A 19,059-nucleotide genomic window follows, 5' to 3' on the forward strand; every position below is an offset into this window, starting at 1 on the left:
CATGTCCCTGGACCACCGCCTGCCCGAAGAGTTGGAAGAACTCCGGCGCACGGTCGAGGCGTTCGCACACGACGTCGTCGCCCCGGAGATCGGCGCGTACTACGAGCAGCACGCCTTCCCCTACGACATAGTCCGCCAGATGGGCCAGATGGGCCTGTTCGGCCTGCCGTTCCCCGAGGAGTACGGCGGGATGGGCGGCGACTACCTGGCGCTCGGCATCGCCCTGGAGGAACTGGCCCGGGTCGACTCCTCGGTGGCCATCACCCTGGAGGCCGGGGTCTCGCTGGGCGCCATGCCCGTCTACCGCTTCGGCACCGAGGAGCAGAAGCGGGAGTGGCTGCCGAAGCTGTGCAGCGGCGAGATGCTCGGCGCCTTCGGCCTCACCGAGCCGGACGGCGGTTCGGACGCCGGCGCCACCCGCACCACCGCGGTGCGCGAGGGCGACGACTGGGTGATCAACGGCAGCAAGTGCTTCATCACCAACTCCGGCACCGACATCACCGGCCTGGTGACGGTCACCGCGGTCACCGGCCGCAAGGACGACGGCTCCCCGCTGATCTCCGCGATCGTCGTGCCGTCCGGCACCCCCGGCTTCACGGTCGCCGCCCCGTACTCCAAGGTCGGCTGGAACGCCTCGGACACCCGTGAGCTGTCCTTCTCCGACGTCCGGGTCCCGGTCGGCAACCTCCTCGGCGAGGAGGGCCGGGGCTACGCACAGTTCCTGCGGACCCTCGACGAGGGCCGGGTCGCCATCGCCGCACTGGCCACCGGTCTGGCCCAGGGCTGCGTGGACGAGTCGGTGCGGTACGCCAAGGAGCGGCACGCCTTCGGCCGCCCGATCGGCGCCAACCAGGCCATCCAGTTCAAGCTGGCCGACATGGAGATGCGCGCCCACACCTCCCGGCTGGCCTGGCGCGACGCCGCCTCCCGGCTGGTGCACGGCGAACCGTTCAAGAAGGAGGCGGCGCTCGCCAAGCTCTACTCCTCCGAGATCGCGGTGGACAACGCCCGCGAGGCCACCCAGATCCATGGCGGCTACGGCTTCATGAACGAGTACCCGGTCGCCCGGATGTGGCGGGACGCCAAGATCCTGGAGATCGGCGAGGGCACCAGTGAGGTCCAACGCATGCTGATCGCACGGGAGTTGGGGTTCTAGAGCGAAAACCATCCGGGGTTCGCCCACCTGGTGGGCGAACCCTCCGGGGAAGCGCGAACGTACACGTGCCGCTTGAACGTACGTGCCAAATGGGGGTCAGCGGGTGGCGCCTTCCGGCCACAGGACCCGTACCGGCGTACCGGTCCGCTCGGCGTAGGCGACCACATCGGCGGTACCGCCGTGCCCGCGGGCCGGCTTCCCGTCCCAGACAGCCAGCATTTCGTCTGAGATGCCAACGAGGATTTCGGAGCCTGCCATGTGCGCGTCGGAATCGGAGGTTGTGAGCCCGGTTTCGTGGACGTCGGCGGCTCGGCCGAGCAGCGCATCGTAGGTGGCGTGGTGCCATACCGGGAGGCCGGCGCGGTATTCACCGGCTGGGACGATCACCTCAAGGCTGCCGCCGTGCTGGAGCACGGCCTCGGCGAACCAGGCGTCGGGGCCGTCTGCGATGCAGGAGATCCCGACGAGCTCCGCCGCGTCATACGCGTTCACGGCCGTGTCCAGCATGGACCGCACTCGCTGTTCAACGTCCGGACCGAGTCCGCGGTGACCGGTGATCCCTACGCGCATTGCTGATCTCCCTACAGGTGAACGCCGTGGAGGCGCTCGTCGAATTCCCGTACGACCTTGGGGGGTGTCGCGGTGGTCAACGAGCGGCGCATCGCGCGCGCCCGTTCCACGATCCGGCCGGAACGGTACTGAAGACCAGTGTCCAACGCCCGTCCGGCCAGGGCGAAAGCTGCTTCCACGCGGCCAGCGGCCAGGTGTCCGGCGGCGATGTCGAGGACCAGGAGTGCGCGTTGCTTCGCGTGTCCGGTAGCCAGGGCCATGACGTCCGCGGCGAGTGCCCATTCGGACATGCCGAGCCGGGCTCCGCAGGTGACTCGGCAGGCGGCGACCTTGGCTGGATTGAATGTGAACACCCACGGCCACGGCGGGGGCTCCTCTGGAAGAGTTTCGGTCGCGGCGCGGCTTGCTACAAGGGCCTTGTCCGCCTCGCGCCAGTCGCCGGCCGCGGCATGAGCGAGCGCTTCGACGGATGCCAGCCAGGCGTCGGCAACCAACGGTCGGCAGTCACGGAGTGCTCCCCGTGCCCTGCGGGTGAGGTTGAGGGCCTGGACGGCGTTGCCGGAGTGCGCTTCGAACTGGGCGAGGCTTCCGACCTGGTAGGCCGTAAGGAGCGGGTCACCGGAGGACCGCGCGGCCTTGATCGCTGCGCCGTACCAGGTGCGAGCCGAGCCGCTGTCGCCCATGTCCCAGGCCAACCATCCGGCGAGGCTAGCGGCCTCGCTGCCCACGGCCGCGAGGCGATTGCGGTCGGCGTCGCCGGAGGCGTTCCGGGTGATGCTCTGGATAAGCCGCATGTGCGAGTGGACGGGGGCGGCGAGGTCTCGGGAGGGGGTGGAACCGTCGAGACTGCGGTAGGCAGTGGTGGACAGCCGAAGTGCGGCGGCCTGACTTCCGTTCACGTCTACTGAGTCGGGCAGTGCTGCCAGTACTGGGGTCGCCGCAGTGGCCGCGACCGAGCCGAGGAACTTTCGTCGGTTCACGTCGTCACCGTTCAGCTGTCCCGGGCGGCTGTCCGCGAGCCCCACCAACATGGGCGGGATCCCCAGGTGTGCCGAGGCCGCTGCCAGGATGTCCGTGCTGTAGGAGCCCGTACCACGCTTCTCCAACCGGGAGACGGCGGACTGCGACAGCCCGAGGGCTCCCCCTAACTGGGACTGTGACATGCGTTGGCTCTGCCGGGCCAGCTCGATAACCCGGCCGTAGTCCCCGATCCGGGACGCCTCCCGGACCGCCGCCATCTGCCAGTTCACCGGCATACCCTCACGCTAAAGGACCGCACGACACCGGGCCCCTACCCGTACCCGCTGAGCGGGTAACCGTATGTGGATGCCGCATGCGCGATGGTCCCAGAGCAGTCGACGGCCGTTGACTGCATGCAGTGCAGCAACACGGCCGGCAACCAGCCGTGTTCTGGACTCGGTGCTCCGCCCTCCTCCTCTGCAAAGGGAATGCGAGTGGTCGGCCGGCACCCACTCCCAGCCCACCGCGAGCAAACCGAGGCCGCGATGACCACCCACAGCAACGTTCAGGGCCAGCAGAGCGTCGTCACCTACCCGCCGGGCACCGTCGTCTACGACGTTGTCGCCGGTGCCGTCGGCAGAGTTGCGGATCCGGAGGCATACCCGCCCGCATGCTCGGGTTGCGTCTGCGTTCTGGTCGTGCCGCTCGTCGGGTCCGCACCGGCGTGGGAGGCCGAGCCGGACACACTGCGCCGGGCGACCGACGAGGAAAACGAGGCCGCGCTCGCCGAGGCCATGCCCACCGAGGCGGCGGCACCATGAGCGGTGTGCGTCCCGAGGTCGGCGATCTCGTCGTCGCGGTCATGACCGGCACGAAGTGGGTGTGCACGGACATCGCCGGCCTGAAGACCCGGCAACCGGTGTGGCTGCTGCGCCCGTTGTACGGCGCTGCCGGCCGGGGGCATCTACGCGTCGGCCGGAGCGACCTCGTGTCGTACCCGGTGGTCGCCCGTCGCGGCGAATGGATCCAGCCGTGAGCGGCCGCCACGCCGCACCGAGGACGGCGACCTCGGATTCAGTCTGACGCCTGTTCGCAAGCCTACGAAGGGAACCACATGTTTGCTCATTCCGACCGGCTCCCGACCGGGACGCCGCTCCCGTCCGGTCATCTCACTCCCGCCCCATGGGGCCTGCGCCGTATGGCTCCGTACCCGGCGTTCGCCCCCGGCTACGCCCAGGTCGAGCTCGACCCCGTCACGCAGACCGGTCGCTACTTCGACGCCGCCGGGCAGCCGATGATGATGCCGGGGCACGGGACGAGCACCGGCACCAATCCACCCACCAACACCGGTAACCCGTCCGACGGTTCGGGTCCGGGGGGCTCCGGTGGCGGTGACCAGGACACCGGGAACGACAGCGACCAGTGACGCATCCGGGTCCGGTTCTGGTCGTCACCAACCTGGACGACCCCACGACCGACCTGGTGACTGACGAGCTGCACGGCCGGGGTGTCCCGGTCGTGCGGTTCGACTCCGGGGACTTCCCCGCCACCTTGTCGGTCGCGGCCACCCTCACCGGCGACGGCCTCGCAGGCACCCTGACCACGTCGTCGCGCACCGCCGACCTCGGGCACGTGCGGTCGCTGTACTACCGTCGCCCCTCCGGCTTCACTTTCCCACACCTGGACGAGCAGACCGCGCGGTTCGCCGTCACCCAAGCCCGCTACGGCCTCGGCGGCGTCATCGCCGCCCTGCCCGGCTGCCTGTACGTCAACCACCCCCACCGCATCGGCGACGCGGAGTTCAAGCCGTCCGGTCTCGCCGCCGCGGCGACAGCCGGGTTCCGACTCTCACCGACCCTGATCACCTCGAACCCTGCCGCCGCGAGGAACTTCATCAAGCGGCACGGACCGGTGATCTACAAACCACTCTCCGCGCCCCTCTACCGCGACGAGAACGGCGTTTCCTGCACGGTGAAGGTCGCCGAGGTCACGGCGGATGAGATCGACGACGCCGTCAGCGGCACCGCCCACTTGTTCCAACAGCGCATCGACAAGGCCACCGACATCCGCGTGACCGTCATCGGCGACCAGATCTTCGCCGTGCGCATCGACTCGGACCTGTTGGACTGGCGCACCGACTACGGCCGGCTCACCTACTCGGTAGTCGAGCCGCCCTCGGGGATCACCAAGGCCCTGCGCGCCTACCTCGCACACTTCCGGCTCGTCTTCGGCGCTTTCGACTTCGCCGTCGACCGCGAAGAGCAATGGTGGTTCCTGGAGTGCAACCCGTCCGGACAGTGGGCGTGGCTGGAGCCGGAGACCGGCTTGCCCATGATCGCGGCCATGGCCGATCTGCTCGAAAGGAAGACCGTGTGACCGACGACGACAAGGCCCTCCGCACGGCCCTCGCCAACCGCCTGGCCGCCGGTGGCTACCTTCGCACCGCCCCGTGGCGCGCCGCCGTTGAAGAGCTACCCCGCCACGCATTCCTGCGCGGCGGCTTCTTCGATCAGGTAGCCGACTCGACACCGACGGCGTGGCGGCCGGTCCTGCCCCATGACCCGGGCTGGTTGAGGCGCTGCTACGACGACGACTCCCTCGTCACCCAGACCGCCGGAACGATCGTCCCCCGGGACATCCGCGGCGAGATCCTGCGCGCCCCCACCTCATCAAGCACCATGCCCGGCCTGGTGGTGCGGATGCTCGAAGACCTTCAGGTGGAGGACGGTCACCGGGTGTTGGAGATCGGCACCGGCACCGGCTACTCCACCGGGCTCCTGTGCCACCGGCTCGGCGACGACCACGTGACCTCCGTGGAGATCGACCAGGACGTGGCCGGCCGCGCCCGGGGCGCTCTCGCCAACATCGGCTACCACCCGCGCGCCCTCGTGGGCGACGGCCTTGTCGGCGACACCGACGGCGCGCCCTACGACCGGCTGATCGCCACGTGCGGCGTGGTCGATGTGCCGTACGCCTGGGTCGAGCAGACCCGACCCGGCGGAATCATCCTCGCCACCCTGTGCGGCTGGCTCTACTCCTCCGAACTCGCCCGGCTCACCGTGGGTGAGGACGGGACAGCCCACGGCCGGTTCCTCGGCGGTCAGATCTCTTTCATGCTCGTCCGCCCCCAACTACCCCCACCACTCGGGATGCTGCCCGACCTGGACAACGGAGCCGAACGTCCCACCTCGCTCGGGGCCGATGCGCTGGACGACTGGAACACCCGCTTCGTCGCCCAGCTCGCCGCTCCCGGAGCGCAGCGCATCAGCCTGGACCGCAACGGGCGTACCGAGCACATCCTCATCGACGTATCCGCCGGTGCGTGGGCATCTCTTGCCCAGGTCGGGGACGACTGGATGGTTCGGCAGGGTGGACCTGTCCGTCTCTGGGACGCGGTCGAGGGGCACGTCATCCGCTGGCGCGCCGATGGCGCCCCCGACCTCGAACGATTCGAGGTCACTGTCACCCCCGAGGGCCAGACCGTCACCTGGCCCAAGGTCTGACTGCGGCGACAACCAGGAGTGGGACGATGGGCAACTCGGCAGACGAACCTCTGGACCGCTGGGCGGCCCGCAGACAACAGCACTTACGGCCGGTCGGCGAACGGAAGGCCGTCAGTAAGCCCTGAACCGGCACACCATGGCCGTGGCAGCCGGTCCACCAACGTGCCGGGCCCGGGAAGCTGTTCCCGGGCCCGCCGCGTCGTAACGATGCGTCAACCGCCACCGCCCCGACGCGTCACCGTGCCGGCCACGGCACCTCCGGCGCCCGGTAGTAGTCGATGCCCAGGGCGTCCCAGCGGGGGCCCTGGGCGGCCAGCCGCGTCCGGTACGCGCCCCAGTCGTGCGTCCGGGCCGGCGACCAGCCCAGCTCGGCGATCCCGGGCAGCCGCGGGAACGCCAGGTACTCGATGTTCGACGAGGTCGTCAGGGTCTCCGACCACAGGGGCGCCTCGACTCCCGCGACCGCCCCGGCGGGCGCGCCCTCCAGGTACCTCCCGGGGTCCCAGTCGTAGGCGCGCCGGACGTTCACATAGCCGGCCCAGTTCAGGCCGAGCGGGGTGTCCTTGTCGTACTTCATGTCGAGGTAGGCGCGGTCGGCGGGCGAGAGGATCAGCCCCGTGCCGTGCCGCGCGGCGTCGGCGACCTGCTGCCGCTCCTGCGCGCCCGTCTTGTCGTAGCCCCAGTACTGGGCGAGGGCGCCCCTGACCGGGTGCGCCCCGGTCAGCTGGTGCCAGCCGATCACGGTCTTGCCGTACTTGGCGACCACCGGCTGCACCCGGTCCATGAAGGCGACGTAGTCCGCGTGGCTGGTGGAGTGCGCCTCGTCGCCGCCGATGTGGAGGTAGCGGCCGGGGGTGAGCGCGGCGATCTCCCGGATCACGTCGTCGACGAAGTCGTAGGTGATCTTCTTGGGCACGCACAGCGAGCTGAAGCCGACCTTGGTGCCGGTGTAGAGCGGCGGCGCCTGGCCGTTGCAGTTGAGGTCGGCGTACGAGGCGAGCGCGGCGTTGGTGTGGCCGGGCATGTCGATCTCGGGGACGACGGTCAGGTAGCGGCTGGCGGCGTAGCGGACGATCTCGCGGTAGTCGTCCTTGGTGTAGTGGCCGCCGCGGCCGCCGCCGACCTGGGTGCTGCCGCCGTAGGTCGCCAGCCGCGGCCAGGAGCTGATCGCGATCCGCCAGCCCTGGTCGTCGGAGAGGTGCAGATGCAGCTTGTTGATCTTGTACTGGGCGAGCTGGTCGATGTACCGCTTGACCTGCCCGACGGTGAAGAAGTGCCGGGAGACGTCCAGCATCGCGCCGCGGTAGGCGTAGCGCGGCGCGTCGGAGATCGTCCCGCCGGCGATCCGCCAGGGCCCGGGCTGCCGGGTCTCCTTCTCCACCGCGGCCGGCAGCAGCTGCCGGAGGGTCTGGACGCCGTGGAAGAGGCCGGCCGGGCGGGCGGCGCTGATGGTGACCGCGCGCCCGCCGGAGGTCAGCTTGTAGCCCTCCGCGCCGAGGCCGCGGGTGTCCCGGCCGCCGAGCCTGAGGACGATGCCGTCGGTGCCGCCGCGGGTGGTGACCGGCAGCGAGAAGCCGGTGGCCGGCCGCAGCAGCCCCGCCAGATAGCCGGCGATCCGCTGGGCCTCGCCGGAGTTGCCGGGCACCCGGATCCGGGTGCCCTCACCGATCGTGTACGCGTCACCGGTCGGGCGGACCGAGGCGGGCGCCGGGATCACCCGGTCCAGCGGGGTGACGGCACGGGCCGCGGCGCCCTGCGACGGCACGGCGGCGGTCGCCGTGCCGGCCGCCGCGACCAGCAGCAGCGAGGTCAGGAGTCTGCGTCGTCTCATGGACGGTCCCTTCGGCGAGCTTCGAGCGCGGCACGTCTTTGGCTGGGGCGTTGCGGACGGCGCGTTTCCCTGGGCGCACGTTCTGACTGGCGTGGAGCGACCGGACGGTGACCATGCGTACCGCGCGCCTGGTTACCGGTCAAGGTGTAGACCAGTTTCGGTGCGCGTTCTGGTATACGTGCCCGATATCGGGCAGATTTCTTGCGAATCTTGGCGAGGACCCGCAATATCGACGGGTGCTCGAACGCCGTCCGTCCCATGAGGACCTCATCGACCACCTGGTCCGCAGCACGCCGCTCCAGCGCGGCGAGGCGGCCCGGGTGGTGCTGGACGTGCTGGCGTACTTCGACGAGACCACGGAGGGTTTCGTCCGCCGCAGACACCGCGAGCTGCAGTCCCAGGGGCTGCGGAACGAGGCGATCTTCGAGCGGATCGCACACGAGCTGCCGCACCGCGCCGTGTCGCCCCCCTCGCTCTCGCTGCGCCAGCTGCGCCGCCTGGTCTACGGCTGACCGCCGGGACGGACCAGCGCCCGCCGGAGGACGGCCGGGCACCCATGAACGCCAACGAGAAGGGTCACCGTATGTGCGGGATCGTCGGATACATCGGCAAGCGCGATGTCGCGCCGCTGCTCCTTGAGGGCCTCCAGCGCCTGGAGTACCGCGGCTACGACTCGGCCGGTATCGCCATCCACGCCAAGGGCACCGGCAAGGCCGCGGGCGGTCTGAAGACCGCCAAGGCCAAGGGCCGGGTCCGAGAGCTGGAGTCCCGCCTGCCGAAGCGGTTCGCGGGCAGCACCGGCATCGCGCACACCCGCTGGGCCACCCACGGCGCCCCCACCGACGAGAACGCCCACCCGCACCTGGACACCGAGGGCAAGGTCGCGGTCGTCCACAACGGCATCATCGACAACGCCGCCGAGCTGCGCGCCCGGCTGACCGCCGACGGCGTGACCTTCGCCTCGGAGACCGACACCGAGGTCCTGGCCCACCTCATCGGCAGCTCCACCGCCGCCACGCTGGAGGAGAAGGTCCGCGAGGCGCTCCGCCACATCGAGGGCACCTACGGCATCGCCGTGCTGCACGCCGACTTCGCCGACCGCATCGTGGTCGCCCGCAACGGCTCCCCGGTCGTCCTGGGCATCGGCGAGCACGAGATGTTCGTCTCCTCCGACGTCGCCGCGCTGGTCTCGCACACCCGCCAGGTCGTCACCCTCGACGACGGCGAGATGGCCACCCTCAAGGCCGACGACTACCGCACGTACACCACCGAGGGCTCCCGCACGACGGCGACGCCGGAGACCGTGGAGTACGCGGCCGAGTCCTACGACCTGGGCGGCCACGACACCTACATGCACAAGGAGATCTCCGAGCAGGCGGAGGCGGTGGACCGGGCGCTGCGCGGCCGGATCGACGACCGCTTCTCCACCGTCCACCTCGGCGGCCTCAACCTCGACGCCCGCGAGGCCCGCGCGGTGCGCCGGGTGAAGATCCTGGGCTGCGGCACCTCCTACCACGCCGGCCAGATCGGCGCCCAGATGATCGAGGAGCTGGCCCGCATCCCCTCGGACGCCGAGCCGGCCTCCGAGTTCCGCTACCGCAACCCGGTCGTGGACCCCGACACCCTCTACGTCGCCGTCTCCCAGTCCGGTGAGACCTACGACGTGCTGGCCGCCGTCCAGGAGCTCAAGCGCAAGGGCGCCCGGGTGCTGGGCCTGGTCAACGTGGTCGGTTCGGCGATCGCCCGGGAGACCGACGGCGGCATCTACGTGCACGCCGGCCCCGAGGTCTGCGTGGTCTCCACCAAGTGCTTCACCAACATGGTGGTCTCCTTCGCGCTGCTCGCCCTGCACCTGGGCCGGATCCGGGACCTGTCGGTCGCGGACGGCAAGCGGATCATCGAGGGCCTGCGGAAGCTGCCGGGCCAGATCGACGAGATCCTCAAGGGCGAGGACGACATCAAGAAGCTCTCGGCGCTGTACGCCGACGCCAAGTCGATGATGTTCATCGGCCGGGTGCGCGGCTACCCGGTGGCCCGCGAGGCGTCCCTGAAGCTCAAGGAGGTCTCGTACATCCACGCCGAGGCGTACCCGGCCTCCGAGCTCAAGCACGGCCCGCTGGCGCTCATCGAGCCGGCGATGCCGACGGTCGCGATCGTGCCGGACGACGACCTGCTGGAGAAGAACCGGGCCGCGCTGGAGGAGATCAAGGCCCGCAGCGGTCGGATCCTCGCCGTCGCCCACCAGGAGCAGGAGAAGGCCGACCACACCATCGTGGTGCCGAAGAACGAGCCCGAGCTGGACCCGATCCTGATGGGCATCCCGCTCCAACTCCTCGCCTACCACACGGCGTTGGCCCTGGGCCGGGACATCGACAAGCCGCGCAACCTGGCCAAGTCCGTCACGGTGGAGTAGTCCCCCCGCGAGCGCTGGCTCCGCGTGCGTGCCACCATACGCACACGGAGCCGGCGCCTCCCCTTTTGCCGGCGTCGCCCATTACGCCGGCGGGATGCCGCCGCCCCGGGATCCGTCACTTCCCGACCGGCAGCACGTCGTTGTGACCGTTTTCTACCCGTCACAAGCGCACGAGCAACCTCCGGACGGCAACCGGACGCCCACTGCCCACAATCCCCATGACGCCCCCTCAACTGTGGACATACCGCGGAGAGCCGATCAACGAGGGGCGCGCGCAAGGGAGTTCGCCCGCGCTCCGGGCCGGGCGGCCGCGCGCCGGCGTCAGGGAATGACCATGACCGGGCGCTGCGCACGGCGCGCCAGCCGGCCGGCCACCGAGCCGAAGATCCGGCCGACGAGGCCGTGCGTCGAGCCGACCACGATGGCGTCGGCCTCGTACTCCCGGCCGACCTCCTCCAGCTCGTGGCAGATGTCGCCGCCGCGCTCGACGAGGATCCAGGGGACCTCGGCGAGGTGGTCGGCGCAGGCCAGCTCCAGCCCGAGCACCTCGGTGCGGTGATCGGGGACGTCCACGAAGACCGGGGGCTCGCAGCCCGCCCACACCGTCGTCGGCAGCCGATTGGCCACGTGGACGAGGATCAGGCCCGTGCCGTGGCGCCGCGCCATACCGATTGCATACGCCAACGCGCGTTCGCTCGACGTGGAGCCGTCGAAGCCGACCACGACGCCGTGCCGGAAGGCGGGATCGCAGGAGTGGTGCTTCTGTTCCGCCGCTTCGAGGTCCGCCATCGGATCGGCGACCTGCTTGCGGTCCGCGGGTTCAGGGGTTTCGTGACCGGCCATGGGTGTCTCGGCGAGAACGTCCTCTTGCGGAGGGGCGAACGGGGAACGGCGATTGACTTGATCCGGCAGTTGACCTGGGCGGCTCGATCAAGGAGCGGGAGCCATAGTTCAAAGAGGAACGATACGACTGGGAATCATCTTCCCAAGCCGATACCCCAAGAGTACGGCGCTACTCCTCCACCGCCCAGAACGCACACGGCCCCCCGGGGAGCCCGCACGGGCACCCCGGGACCGCAAGCGTTCCCCGGAGCATGCCGGAGCGTGGCGCGGATGGCAATGCCCCGGCCTGCCCCCGTACGTACCCCCGGCGGCCCCTTGCGATCGCCGGCGGCACCGCCCCCGCCGACCGCCCGCGGCGATCTCCACGCCACCGACGCCGTCCGGTAGATCACCCGACCCGGTGAGCGGCGGCGCACCCCGGGGCGCATCCGGATGCGCCCCGGCGCCCGTCACCTTGATCGCGTGCGGGACCGCCGGGACGGATGCGGGCGGCGGTGCCGACGGCCCCTCGGCGGCGGCCGGCGCGCGGCGCGGGTTGTCAACGCGGCCCGGACGGACGGCCGTACGGCGGCCCGGTGCAGGCATCGATCACCAGGGGGACATAAGTGGGCACATTTGGACAGAAGGGCAAAGGGGGAGGCGTGTTGAGAGGGGGCGTACACCGACCGGTAGAGGCGTCCGCAAGTCTGTGCACGACCGTTTTCAGCCAACTTCCGGCCCGGATCCTCACCTTGCCCCAGACCCCCCTCAACCCGGGTGTGAGCAGGGAGGAAAGGACCGCCGGGCATGGTTGTGCCCTATTGCGAACGGGCAGAGCCGAGACGCGCACTTCCCATGCAGGCCCGACGAGTGGAACGCTTCGTGATCGAATGCTTCGCGCCAAGTTGCCATATCGACATACCAGTGGGTGGTGAACTTGGCACTCCATCCTCACGGGACACAGTAGATTCGATCTTGGTCAGTGACGGCGGGGGAACTGTGCAGGACCGAGAGGGCGAGACGACCGAGGGGGGCTTAAGTGCCATGAGCCAGGACTCCGCTGCCGTACCAGATGCCGCACGCAAGCTCGCCGCCCGACGACGCCGCGAAATAGTCGCGGTGCTCCTCTTCAGCGGCGGCCCCATTTTCGAGAGCTCCATTCCGCTCTCGGTCTTCGGCATCGACCGCCAAGACGCCGGCGTTCCGAGGTACCGGCTGCTTGTGTGCGCCGGCGAAGATGCGCCTTTGCGCACGACCGGGGGGCTCGAACTATCGGCCCCCTACGGGCTGGAGGCGATCTCCCGTGCCGGGACGGTCGTCGTACCGGCCTGGCGTTCCATCACCCAGGCCCCGCCGCCCGCGGCGCTCGACGCGCTGCGCCGCGCGCACGAAGAAGGGGCCAGGATCGTCGGGCTGTGCACGGGGGCGTTCGTCCTCGCCGCGGCCGGACTGCTCGACGGCCGACCGGCCACCACCCACTGGATGTACGCGCCGACGCTCGCCAAGCGTTATCCGTCCGTCCATGTGGATCCGCGCGAGCTCTTCGTCGACGACGGCGACGTGCTCACCTCCGCCGGCACCGCCGCCGGAATCGACCTGTGCCTGCACATCGTGCGCACCGACCACGGCGCCGACGCGGCCAACGCGCTCGCCCGCCGACTGGTCGTCCCGCCCCGGCGGACCGCGTCCGACCTCGGGCACCAGCGCTACCTGGACAGGTCATTACCGGAGGAGATCGGCGCCGACCCGCTCGCCGAGGTCGTCGCCTGGGCGCTGGAGCACCTCCACGAGCAGTTCGACGTGGAGACGCTGGCGGCCCGCGCGTACATGAGCCGACGCACCTTCGACCGGCGGTTCCGCTCCCTCACGGGCAGCGCGCCGCTCCAGTGGCTGATCACCCAGCGGGTCCTCCAGGCCCAGCGGCTGCTGGAGACCTCCGACTATTCGGTGGACGAGGTCGCCGGCCGGTGCGGGTTCCGCTCGCCGGTCGCGCTGCGCGGCCACTTCCGGCGGCAGCTGGGCGCCTCGCCCGCGGCCTATCGGGCGGCCTATCGCGCCCGTCGGCCGCAGAGCGGTGCACCCGAGCCCGCGCTGCGTCCGGAGCGGGCCGAGCGTCCCGAGCGCGAGCGGGCGGCGCTGGGCAGCGAGCGGTTCTCGGCCGCCGCACTGGGCGGGCACGGTCTGGCCGCCGAGGTGGCGGACGCGACCAAGCCGCCGTCGGAGGGGTATGCCACACGACTGCCGGAGACCCCGGTCGGCCGGGGGGCCGGTCGGCCCGTACTGCCCGGTCAGCGGGAGCGCCCCGTAGGGTGAGACGTATGAACGATCGCATGGTGTGGATCGACTGCGAGATGACCGGACTCTCGCTGGCGAGTGACGCGCTTATCGAGGTGGCCGCCCTGGTCACCGACTCGGAACTGAACGTGCTGGGTGACGGAGTGGATGTGGTGATCCGTCCCCCGGCCGAGGCGCTGACCACCATGCCGGAGGTGGTGCGACAGATGCACACCGCCTCCGGGCTGCTGGCCGAGCTGGACTCCGGAACGACGCTGGAGGCGGCCGAGGCACAGGTGCTTGATTACATCAAGCAGCATGTGCCGGAGCCGAGGAAGGCGCCGTTGTGCGGAAACTCCGTCGGTACCGACCGCGGCTTCCTGCTGCGCGACATGCCGACGCTGGAGAGCTACCTGCACTACCGGATCGTCGATGTGTCGTCCGTGAAGGAACTGGCCCGGCGCTGGTTCCCGCGGGCGTACTTCAACAGTCCGGACAAGAACGGCAACCACCGGGCGCTGGCCGACATCCGCGAATCCATCGCGGAGTTGCGCTACTACCGGGAGGCCGTGTTCGTGCCCCAGCCGGGGCCGGACTCGGAGACCGCGAAGGCCATCGCGGCCAAGCACAAGCTGCCTGCCGAACCGGAGTCGGCGGCACAGTGACGCAGCTCGCTCCCAGGGACGCGAAACCTGGGAGCGAGCACCCCTCCGGAACCTGTACACTTTTTCTCAGCCGGTGGGGAAAAGGAACCACACAGCACCGGTCTTGGTGGGTATAGCTCAGCTGGTAGAGCACCTGGTTGTGGTCCAGGATGTCGCGGGTTCGAGTCCCGTTACTCACCCCACTGTCGAGGCCCCCGATCTTCGGATCGGGGGCCTCGAGTGTTTCCGGGCGGACGCCGCCGCCGGCCGGGGCGGGCCGGCCGAGCCTCAGTAGCCGACGGTGAAGCGCTCGCCGAGGTGGGCGGGCTGCTCCAGCTCGTCGAGGAGCGCGACGGCGTAGTCCTCGGTGGAGATCCGGCTGCTGCCGTCCGCAGCGACCACCAGGTCCTCCAGGGCGGTGCGGTAGGTGCCGGTGCGCTCGCCGGGCTCGATGGTGCCGGCCGGGCTGAGGTTGGTCCACCGGACGTCGGAGACGGTGCGGTAGAAGTCCAGCGCGTCGCCGTGCGCGTGCATGATCTGCAGCAGCGGGATCGGGAGGCCCTCGGTGTCCCAGACCTGGACGCCGTCGGGCTTGCGGAGCGAGCCGGCGCCGCCGACCGCGATCAATCGGGGCATCTCCCCGCCCAGCATGCGCAGGCCCTCGACCAGTGCCTCGGCGGCGGGCCGGATGGTGGCGATGTGGCCCGGGCCGTCGCCGCCGCCGACCGCGCTCACCACCACGTCCTGGCCCTTGGCGACCTCGGCGACGGATTCCGGATCGAGCACGTCGCCGTAGGTCACGGTGAGGGCGGGGTGGGTCATGGTGACCTTCGCGGGGTCGCGGACAGCCGCGGTGACCTGGTGGCCGCGGCGCAGCGCCTCGTCGAGGATGCGGCTGCCGATGGTGCCGGTGGCCCCGAAGAGAGCGATCTTGGACATGGTGGGTTCTCCCGGTGGTTCGGTGGGGGGCGAGGTGCGCCCGCGTGGACCGCGGTGTTCCGGCCTCCGCGGTGCGGCTGCCGTTTTCCGCCATCAGTCGTGCTGACGTCTCCTACGCTAGGGGTATCAACGGGAGATTTCGGGGTAGCGAGGCGACGGGTCATGGTGAAAAAGCGACAGGACCCCCGAGAGGACGCAGAGGCGATCCGTGAGGTGCCGTTCTCCGCGCCGGCCGGGCGGCCCGCCGGCGTGGAGGTGCTGACCCTCGCCGAGCTGCGCGAGCGTGCGGACGCCTGCCGACTCTCCACCCCGCACCGGCCCGGATTCCACCATCTGCTGGTCCTGGACCGCGGGCGGCTGGTGCACTGCGTCGACTTCAAGGAGCACCGCCTCGCGCCCGGGGACCTGCTGTGGTCGCGGCCCGGGCAGGTGCAGCACTTCGGGGACCTGACGGGCGCGGAGGGGCGGTTGGTGCTCTTCGAGTCCGGGTTCCTGGACCCGGCGACCGCCGCCGCGGCCCGGATCGAGGACTGGTACGGGCCGGCCGTGCTGCACCCCGAGGGCGCCGCGGCCCGGGCGCTGGACGAGGCGCTGGGGCAACTGCACCGGGAGTTCGGGGCGCTGGGCGGGCTGCCGCTGGAGGTGCACCTGGAGGTGCTGCGGCATCTGCTGGCCGTCCTGGTGCTGCGGGCCGCGCATCCGGCCGGGCCGGCGGACGGGGCGGCCGACGGGACGTGCGAGGCGGGCGAGACGTATCTGCGGTTCCGGGACGCGGTGGAGCGGGGGTTCGCCCGCAGCCGCCGGGTGGCCGACTACGCCCGGGCGCTGGGCTATGCGCCGCGCACCCTCTCGCGGGCCACCGAGGCGGCGGCGGGGGTCGGCGCGAAGGAGTTCATCGACCGGCGGGTGGTGCTGGAGGCCAAGCGGCTGCTGGCGCACGGCGATCAGCCGGCCTCGCGGATCGCGGACCGGCTGGGCTTCGCGGACGCCACCAACTTCAGCAAGTTCTTCCAACGGCAGGCCGGGGTCACGCCGATCGCGTTCCGGGCCGCCGTGCGGGGCGGCGACTGACCGGCCGCCGTCGGCCCCGGGAGGGGCGGGGCGCGGCGGGTGGGGGGTGGGGCCGCCGCGCCCCGCATCGGGGGCAGTCCGGGGCTCGGAACGGGCCCGGACCGGTGGGGGGTCAGCCGGTGTAGGCGCCGAGTGCCTTGGTGAAGGCCAGCGGGGCCTGGTCGAGGGAACTGCACGTCGGCTGGGCGGAGTTGGTGGATCCACCGGGGCAGGGCCGGTCGCGGTTGGCGGACCACATGGCCAGCCAGGCCAGGTGCTTGCTCTGGGCGAACTTCACCAGGGCGGCGGCGTCGGCGGGCTTGAAGACCTCGCCCTGGACGTCGTTGACGCCGATCATCGGGGTGACCGCCACGGTCCTCCAGGCGTCCGCGTCGCCCAGGCCGAGGGCCTTCTTCAGCTGGGCCTGGGTGGCGGTGGCGGCCTGGGTGGCGTACGTGCCCATGTTGCCGTTGTAGGAGGAGCCGTAGTCCATCGCCATGATGTTGACCGCGGAGATCCGCGCGCCGTTCTGCTTGGCGTTGGCCAGGAGGTTGACGCCGTCCTGGGTGAGGCCCTCGGGCATCACCGGCAGGGTGAAGGAGACGTCGAGGCCCGGGTGCTGCTTCTGGAGCTGGGCGATGGCCTGGGCGCGGCGGGTGTTGGCGGCGGTGTCGGGCAGCGCGCCGCCCTCGATGTCGAAGTCCACCTTGGTGAGCTTGTACTGGTCGACGGCCTTGCCGTAGGCGGCGGCCAGTTGGGAAGCGGAGGAGCAGGCGGCGGCCAGCTCGGTGCCGTTGGCGCCGCCGAAGGAGACCCGGACGTCGCCGCCGGCCTTGCGCAGCGCCGGTATCTGCTTGGCCACCGCGTCGCTGCCGAGGTCGCCCGAGCCGCCCCACTTGGGGACGCAGCCGCCGCCGGAGGTGAGAAAGGCGAGGGTGAAGTGCTTGACCCCGGTCTGCTGCGCGGTGCCGGCCAGGTCGAAGGCCGGGGTGAGGGAGGTGTCGACGTACGGGGCGAAGCCGGCCTTGGCGCCGGCAGCGGGGGTGCCGGCGGCGGGGGCGCCGGGCCGCGGGGCCTTGGTGGCCATCGCGGAGCCGGCGACGACGAACCCGCCGCCGACCGCCAGCGCGCCGGCCACCGCCGCGCCGATCACCATGGTCGTGCGGCTCGTCCGGCGCCGGTGTGCCGAGGAACTCATCTCGTGCCTGCCTGTCGTCACATGGGGGTGGGGTGGGGCGCACCGAGGGGGAGGTGCATCCTGCACGCTAGCGGCAGCGAAACGGACAAATGCCGGGTTCCGCACGGCGGTTGGCGGAATTATGGCCCCCTTAAGGAAGCCGAAGGGGGTGGTTAAGAGCCGGTGCCCCGGCCCGGGGAGCCGGCGCCCGGTGCGGCGGTGCGGGCGGCCCGCCGTCCGCGGGCGCCGAACACCCGGCCGCCGATCCGGCGCCGCAACCGGTGGCCGCGCCGGGCGCCGGCGTGGGCCCGCCGCCCGTCCAGGGCCAGCCAGACCCGGACCTCGGTGCCGCCCAGCACCGAGCGTCCGATCCGGACGTCGCCGCCGGTGGACTCCGCCAGCCGGCGGACGATGTCCAGGCCGAGCCCCGTGGAGCCGCCCCCGGCCGCCGCCGGACGGTCCTCCCGGCCGCCGCCCGACCAGCCGCGGCGCAGCGCGGCGGCCGGATCGGCGATGCCCGGCCCGGCGTCCGAGACCAGCACGATCACCGCATCGTCGGCATTGTGGACGTCGACGGCGAAGGCGGTGCCCTCGGGGGTGTGCCGGAAGACGTTGCCGAGCATGGCGTCCAGGGCCGCGGCGAGGTCGGGGCGGGCGACCGGTACCCGCACCGGGCGGTCCGCGCCGGCGACCCGGACGGTGCGGCCCTCGTCCTCGGCCAGCGCGGACCAGAAGTCCATCCGCTCGCGGATCACTTCGGCCGCGTCGCAGCCGGCCGCGGCGGCGGCCTGTGCGGTGTGCTCCCGCTGGGCGCGGGCGGTGCGGATGATCTGGTCCACCTCGTGCTCCAGTTGCTCGACGGCGGCCCGGGTCTGCTCGGCGGCCGGACCGTCGCCGAGCGAGGCCGCGTTGAGCCGGAGCACGGTCAGCGGGGTGCGCAGCCGGTGCGAGAGGTCGGCGGCCAACTCGCGTTCGTTGGCGAGGAGTTGGACGACCTGGTCGGCCATGGAGTTGAAGGCGCTGGCCGCCGAGCGCAGCTCCTTCGGGCCGTCCTCCTGGACGCGGACGCCGAGGTCGCCGCGGCCCAGGTCGTGGGCGGCGGCGGACAGCCGCTCGGCGGGGCGCACCATCCGGGTGCCGAGCCGGTCGGCGACCGCGACCGACCCCAGGACCAGTGCCAGTCCGACGCCGGCCAGTACCGCCCAGGAGGTGGCCACACCGTTGGTGAGCGCGTCGTCGGGGACGTACACCTCGACGACGGCGATGCCGGAGGCGACCGCGGTGGGCTGGAGCAGCGAGGTGCCGCCGGGGACCTCGGCGATGGAGGCCCGGCCGAGCCGGACGGCGGCGGCGACATCGGCGGGGGCGGCCCGGCGGACACCGACCTCGGTCGGGCTGCCGCCCTTGGCGGCAGCCGGGACGTGGATGCCGATCCCACCGCCGGGGCCGGTCTCGGCGCTGGCCAGGGCCCGTTCCAACTGGGTGCGGTCGGTGGTGATGGCCAGGACGGGGCCGATGGCGGCGGCCTGCCGCTCGGCGCCTCCGTAGGCGCGGTCGGAGGCCATCTCCTTGACCACCAGACCCAACGGGACCGCGAAGGCGACCACGACCATCGTGGTGACCGCCAGGGCCACCTTGACCAGGGCCCACCTCACGGCGTCCCGCCTCTCCACTCCTTCGGCGCGCCGCCCGCGAGGCGCGGCGGTGCGGCTGCCGCGGC

Annotated in this window: 18 protein-coding genes and 1 tRNA gene; 12 read left to right on the forward strand and 7 right to left on the reverse strand. The window is 71.4% G+C overall.

Annotated features, from left to right (window positions below):
* Position 1: 1 nt before the first annotated feature.
* A complete protein-coding gene (locus tag JNO44_RS17490) occupies positions 2–1,156 on the forward strand; it encodes an acyl-CoA dehydrogenase family protein (protein WP_073442353.1) in 1,155 nt (384 codons plus the stop codon).
* Between the two features lie 96 nt (positions 1,157–1,252).
* On the opposite strand, the gene JNO44_RS17495 is transcribed toward JNO44_RS17490, so the two are convergent.
* Positions 1,253–1,726 (reverse strand): hypothetical protein, encoded by a 474-nt coding sequence (locus tag JNO44_RS17495; RefSeq protein WP_205365154.1) that lies wholly within the window; start codon positions 1,724–1,726, stop codon positions 1,253–1,255.
* 11 nt (positions 1,727–1,737) lie between these two features.
* Positions 1,738–2,982 carry a helix-turn-helix domain-containing protein gene (locus JNO44_RS17500; RefSeq protein ID WP_235093398.1) on the reverse strand — a complete coding sequence of 415 codons (1,245 nt, stop codon included), beginning with the start codon at positions 2,980–2,982 and terminating at the stop codon, positions 1,738–1,740.
* 249 nt (positions 2,983–3,231) lie between these two features.
* Here JNO44_RS17500 and JNO44_RS17505 point away from each other — a divergent pair, with 249 nt between their 5' ends.
* From JNO44_RS17505 to tgmC, 5 genes are all read left to right on the forward strand, one after another.
* Positions 3,232–3,507, forward strand: coding sequence for a hypothetical protein (locus JNO44_RS17505; protein WP_205365156.1), 276 nt, complete (start codon positions 3,232–3,234; stop codon positions 3,505–3,507).
* Positions 3,504–3,722: a hypothetical protein gene (locus JNO44_RS17510; RefSeq protein ID WP_235093400.1), complete on the forward strand. Its 219-nt coding sequence runs from the start codon at positions 3,504–3,506 to the stop codon at positions 3,720–3,722. The genes JNO44_RS17505 and JNO44_RS17510 overlap by 4 nt, the downstream gene beginning before the upstream one ends.
* A gap of 78 nt (positions 3,723–3,800) precedes the next feature.
* Positions 3,801–4,112, forward strand: a complete 312-nt coding sequence (gene tgmA, locus JNO44_RS17515) for a putative ATP-grasp-modified RiPP (protein WP_205365157.1) — start codon at positions 3,801–3,803, stop codon at positions 4,110–4,112.
* On the forward strand, positions 4,109–5,062 hold the full coding sequence (tgmB, locus tag JNO44_RS17520; RefSeq protein WP_205365158.1) for an ATP-grasp ribosomal peptide maturase: 954 nt from the start codon (positions 4,109–4,111) through the stop codon (positions 5,060–5,062). The genes tgmA and tgmB overlap by 4 nt, the downstream gene beginning before the upstream one ends.
* Complete coding sequence (tgmC, locus tag JNO44_RS17525) at positions 5,059–6,189, forward strand: ATP-grasp peptide maturase system methyltransferase (protein WP_240167574.1); 1,131 nt, start codon at positions 5,059–5,061, stop codon at positions 6,187–6,189. The genes tgmB and tgmC overlap by 4 nt, the downstream gene beginning before the upstream one ends.
* A 235-nt stretch (positions 6,190–6,424) precedes the next feature.
* Here the strand turns inward: tgmC and JNO44_RS17530 are convergent, their stop codons facing one another.
* Entirely contained in the window at positions 6,425–8,020 is a 1,596-nt protein-coding gene (locus JNO44_RS17530) for a beta-N-acetylhexosaminidase (RefSeq protein WP_205365160.1), read from the reverse strand.
* 236 nt (positions 8,021–8,256) lie between these two features.
* Between JNO44_RS17530 and JNO44_RS17535 the strand changes: the two genes are divergently transcribed.
* Positions 8,257–8,532 (forward strand): hypothetical protein, encoded by a 276-nt coding sequence (locus tag JNO44_RS17535; RefSeq protein WP_073442355.1) that lies wholly within the window; start codon positions 8,257–8,259, stop codon positions 8,530–8,532.
* 71 nt (positions 8,533–8,603) lie between these two features.
* Positions 8,604–10,433: a glutamine--fructose-6-phosphate transaminase (isomerizing) gene (gene glmS / locus JNO44_RS17540; protein WP_067358745.1), complete on the forward strand. Its 1,830-nt coding sequence runs from the start codon at positions 8,604–8,606 to the stop codon at positions 10,431–10,433.
* A 321-nt stretch (positions 10,434–10,754) separates the two neighbouring features.
* Here glmS and JNO44_RS17545 read toward each other — a convergent pair whose 3' ends face one another.
* Positions 10,755–11,276 carry a universal stress protein gene (locus tag JNO44_RS17545; RefSeq protein ID WP_205365161.1) on the reverse strand — a complete coding sequence of 174 codons (522 nt, stop codon included), beginning with the start codon at positions 11,274–11,276 and terminating at the stop codon, positions 10,755–10,757.
* 1,023 nt (positions 11,277–12,299) lie between these two features.
* Between JNO44_RS17545 and JNO44_RS17550 the strand changes: the two genes are divergently transcribed.
* From JNO44_RS17550 to JNO44_RS17560, 3 genes are all read left to right on the forward strand, one after another.
* Positions 12,300–13,568, forward strand: a complete 1,269-nt coding sequence (locus JNO44_RS17550) for a GlxA family transcriptional regulator (RefSeq protein WP_067351257.1) — start codon at positions 12,300–12,302, stop codon at positions 13,566–13,568.
* 5 nt (positions 13,569–13,573) lie between these two features.
* On the forward strand, positions 13,574–14,194 hold the full coding sequence (orn, locus tag JNO44_RS17555; protein ID WP_039636204.1) for an oligoribonuclease: 621 nt from the start codon (positions 13,574–13,576) through the stop codon (positions 14,192–14,194).
* A 106-nt stretch (positions 14,195–14,300) separates the two neighbouring features.
* Positions 14,301–14,376: transfer RNA gene (locus JNO44_RS17560), tRNA-His, on the forward strand.
* 85 nt (positions 14,377–14,461) lie between these two features.
* On the opposite strand, the gene JNO44_RS17565 is transcribed toward JNO44_RS17560, so the two are convergent.
* Positions 14,462–15,112 carry an NAD(P)-dependent oxidoreductase gene (locus tag JNO44_RS17565; RefSeq protein ID WP_073442358.1) on the reverse strand — a complete coding sequence of 217 codons (651 nt, stop codon included), beginning with the start codon at positions 15,110–15,112 and terminating at the stop codon, positions 14,462–14,464.
* A 162-nt stretch (positions 15,113–15,274) separates the two neighbouring features.
* Between JNO44_RS17565 and JNO44_RS17570 the strand changes: the two genes are divergently transcribed.
* Positions 15,275–16,183: a helix-turn-helix domain-containing protein gene (locus tag JNO44_RS17570; RefSeq protein WP_205365162.1), complete on the forward strand. Its 909-nt coding sequence runs from the start codon at positions 15,275–15,277 to the stop codon at positions 16,181–16,183.
* Positions 16,184–16,295: 112 nt separating this feature from the next.
* On the opposite strand, the gene JNO44_RS17575 is transcribed toward JNO44_RS17570, so the two are convergent.
* A complete protein-coding gene (locus JNO44_RS17575) occupies positions 16,296–17,360 on the reverse strand; it encodes a chitinase (RefSeq protein WP_205365163.1) in 1,065 nt (354 codons plus the stop codon).
* Positions 17,361–17,512: 152 nt separating this feature from the next.
* Positions 17,513–18,994 (reverse strand): HAMP domain-containing sensor histidine kinase, encoded by a 1,482-nt coding sequence (locus tag JNO44_RS17580; protein ID WP_205365164.1) that lies wholly within the window; start codon positions 18,992–18,994, stop codon positions 17,513–17,515.
* Positions 18,995–19,059 lie beyond the last annotated feature (65 nt).

It is taken from the genome of Streptomyces noursei, assembly GCF_016917755.1.
Lineage (GTDB): Bacteria > Actinomycetota > Actinomycetes > Streptomycetales > Streptomycetaceae > Streptomyces > Streptomyces yunnanensis.

What these genes read in the sequence shown, in the direction of transcription:
- JNO44_RS17490 (WP_073442353.1), top strand. Translation starts at nt 2, where the DNA reads ATGTCCCTGGACCACCGCCTGCCCGAAGAGTTGGAAGAACTCCGGCGC.
- JNO44_RS17495 (WP_205365154.1), bottom strand. Translation starts at nt 1,726, where the DNA reads ATGCGCGTAGGGATCACCGGTCACCGCGGACTCGGTCCGGACGTTGAA.
- JNO44_RS17500 (WP_235093398.1), bottom strand. Translation starts at nt 2,982, where the DNA reads ATGCCGGTGAACTGGCAGATGGCGGCGGTCCGGGAGGCGTCCCGGATC.
- JNO44_RS17505 (WP_205365156.1), top strand. Translation starts at nt 3,232, where the DNA reads ATGACCACCCACAGCAACGTTCAGGGCCAGCAGAGCGTCGTCACCTAC.
- JNO44_RS17510 (WP_235093400.1), top strand. Translation starts at nt 3,504, where the DNA reads ATGAGCGGTGTGCGTCCCGAGGTCGGCGATCTCGTCGTCGCGGTCATG.
- tgmA (WP_205365157.1), top strand. Translation starts at nt 3,801, where the DNA reads ATGTTTGCTCATTCCGACCGGCTCCCGACCGGGACGCCGCTCCCGTCC.
- JNO44_RS17530 (WP_205365160.1), bottom strand. Translation starts at nt 8,020, where the DNA reads ATGAGACGACGCAGACTCCTGACCTCGCTGCTGCTGGTCGCGGCGGCC.
- glmS (WP_067358745.1), top strand. Translation starts at nt 8,604, where the DNA reads ATGTGCGGGATCGTCGGATACATCGGCAAGCGCGATGTCGCGCCGCTG.
- JNO44_RS17545 (WP_205365161.1), bottom strand. Translation starts at nt 11,276, where the DNA reads ATGGCCGGTCACGAAACCCCTGAACCCGCGGACCGCAAGCAGGTCGCC.
- JNO44_RS17550 (WP_067351257.1), top strand. Translation starts at nt 12,300, where the DNA reads ATGAGCCAGGACTCCGCTGCCGTACCAGATGCCGCACGCAAGCTCGCC.
- orn (WP_039636204.1), top strand. Translation starts at nt 13,574, where the DNA reads ATGAACGATCGCATGGTGTGGATCGACTGCGAGATGACCGGACTCTCG.
- JNO44_RS17565 (WP_073442358.1), bottom strand. Translation starts at nt 15,112, where the DNA reads ATGTCCAAGATCGCTCTCTTCGGGGCCACCGGCACCATCGGCAGCCGC.
- JNO44_RS17570 (WP_205365162.1), top strand. Translation starts at nt 15,275, where the DNA reads ATGGTGAAAAAGCGACAGGACCCCCGAGAGGACGCAGAGGCGATCCGT.
- JNO44_RS17575 (WP_205365163.1), bottom strand. Translation starts at nt 17,360, where the DNA reads ATGAGTTCCTCGGCACACCGGCGCCGGACGAGCCGCACGACCATGGTG.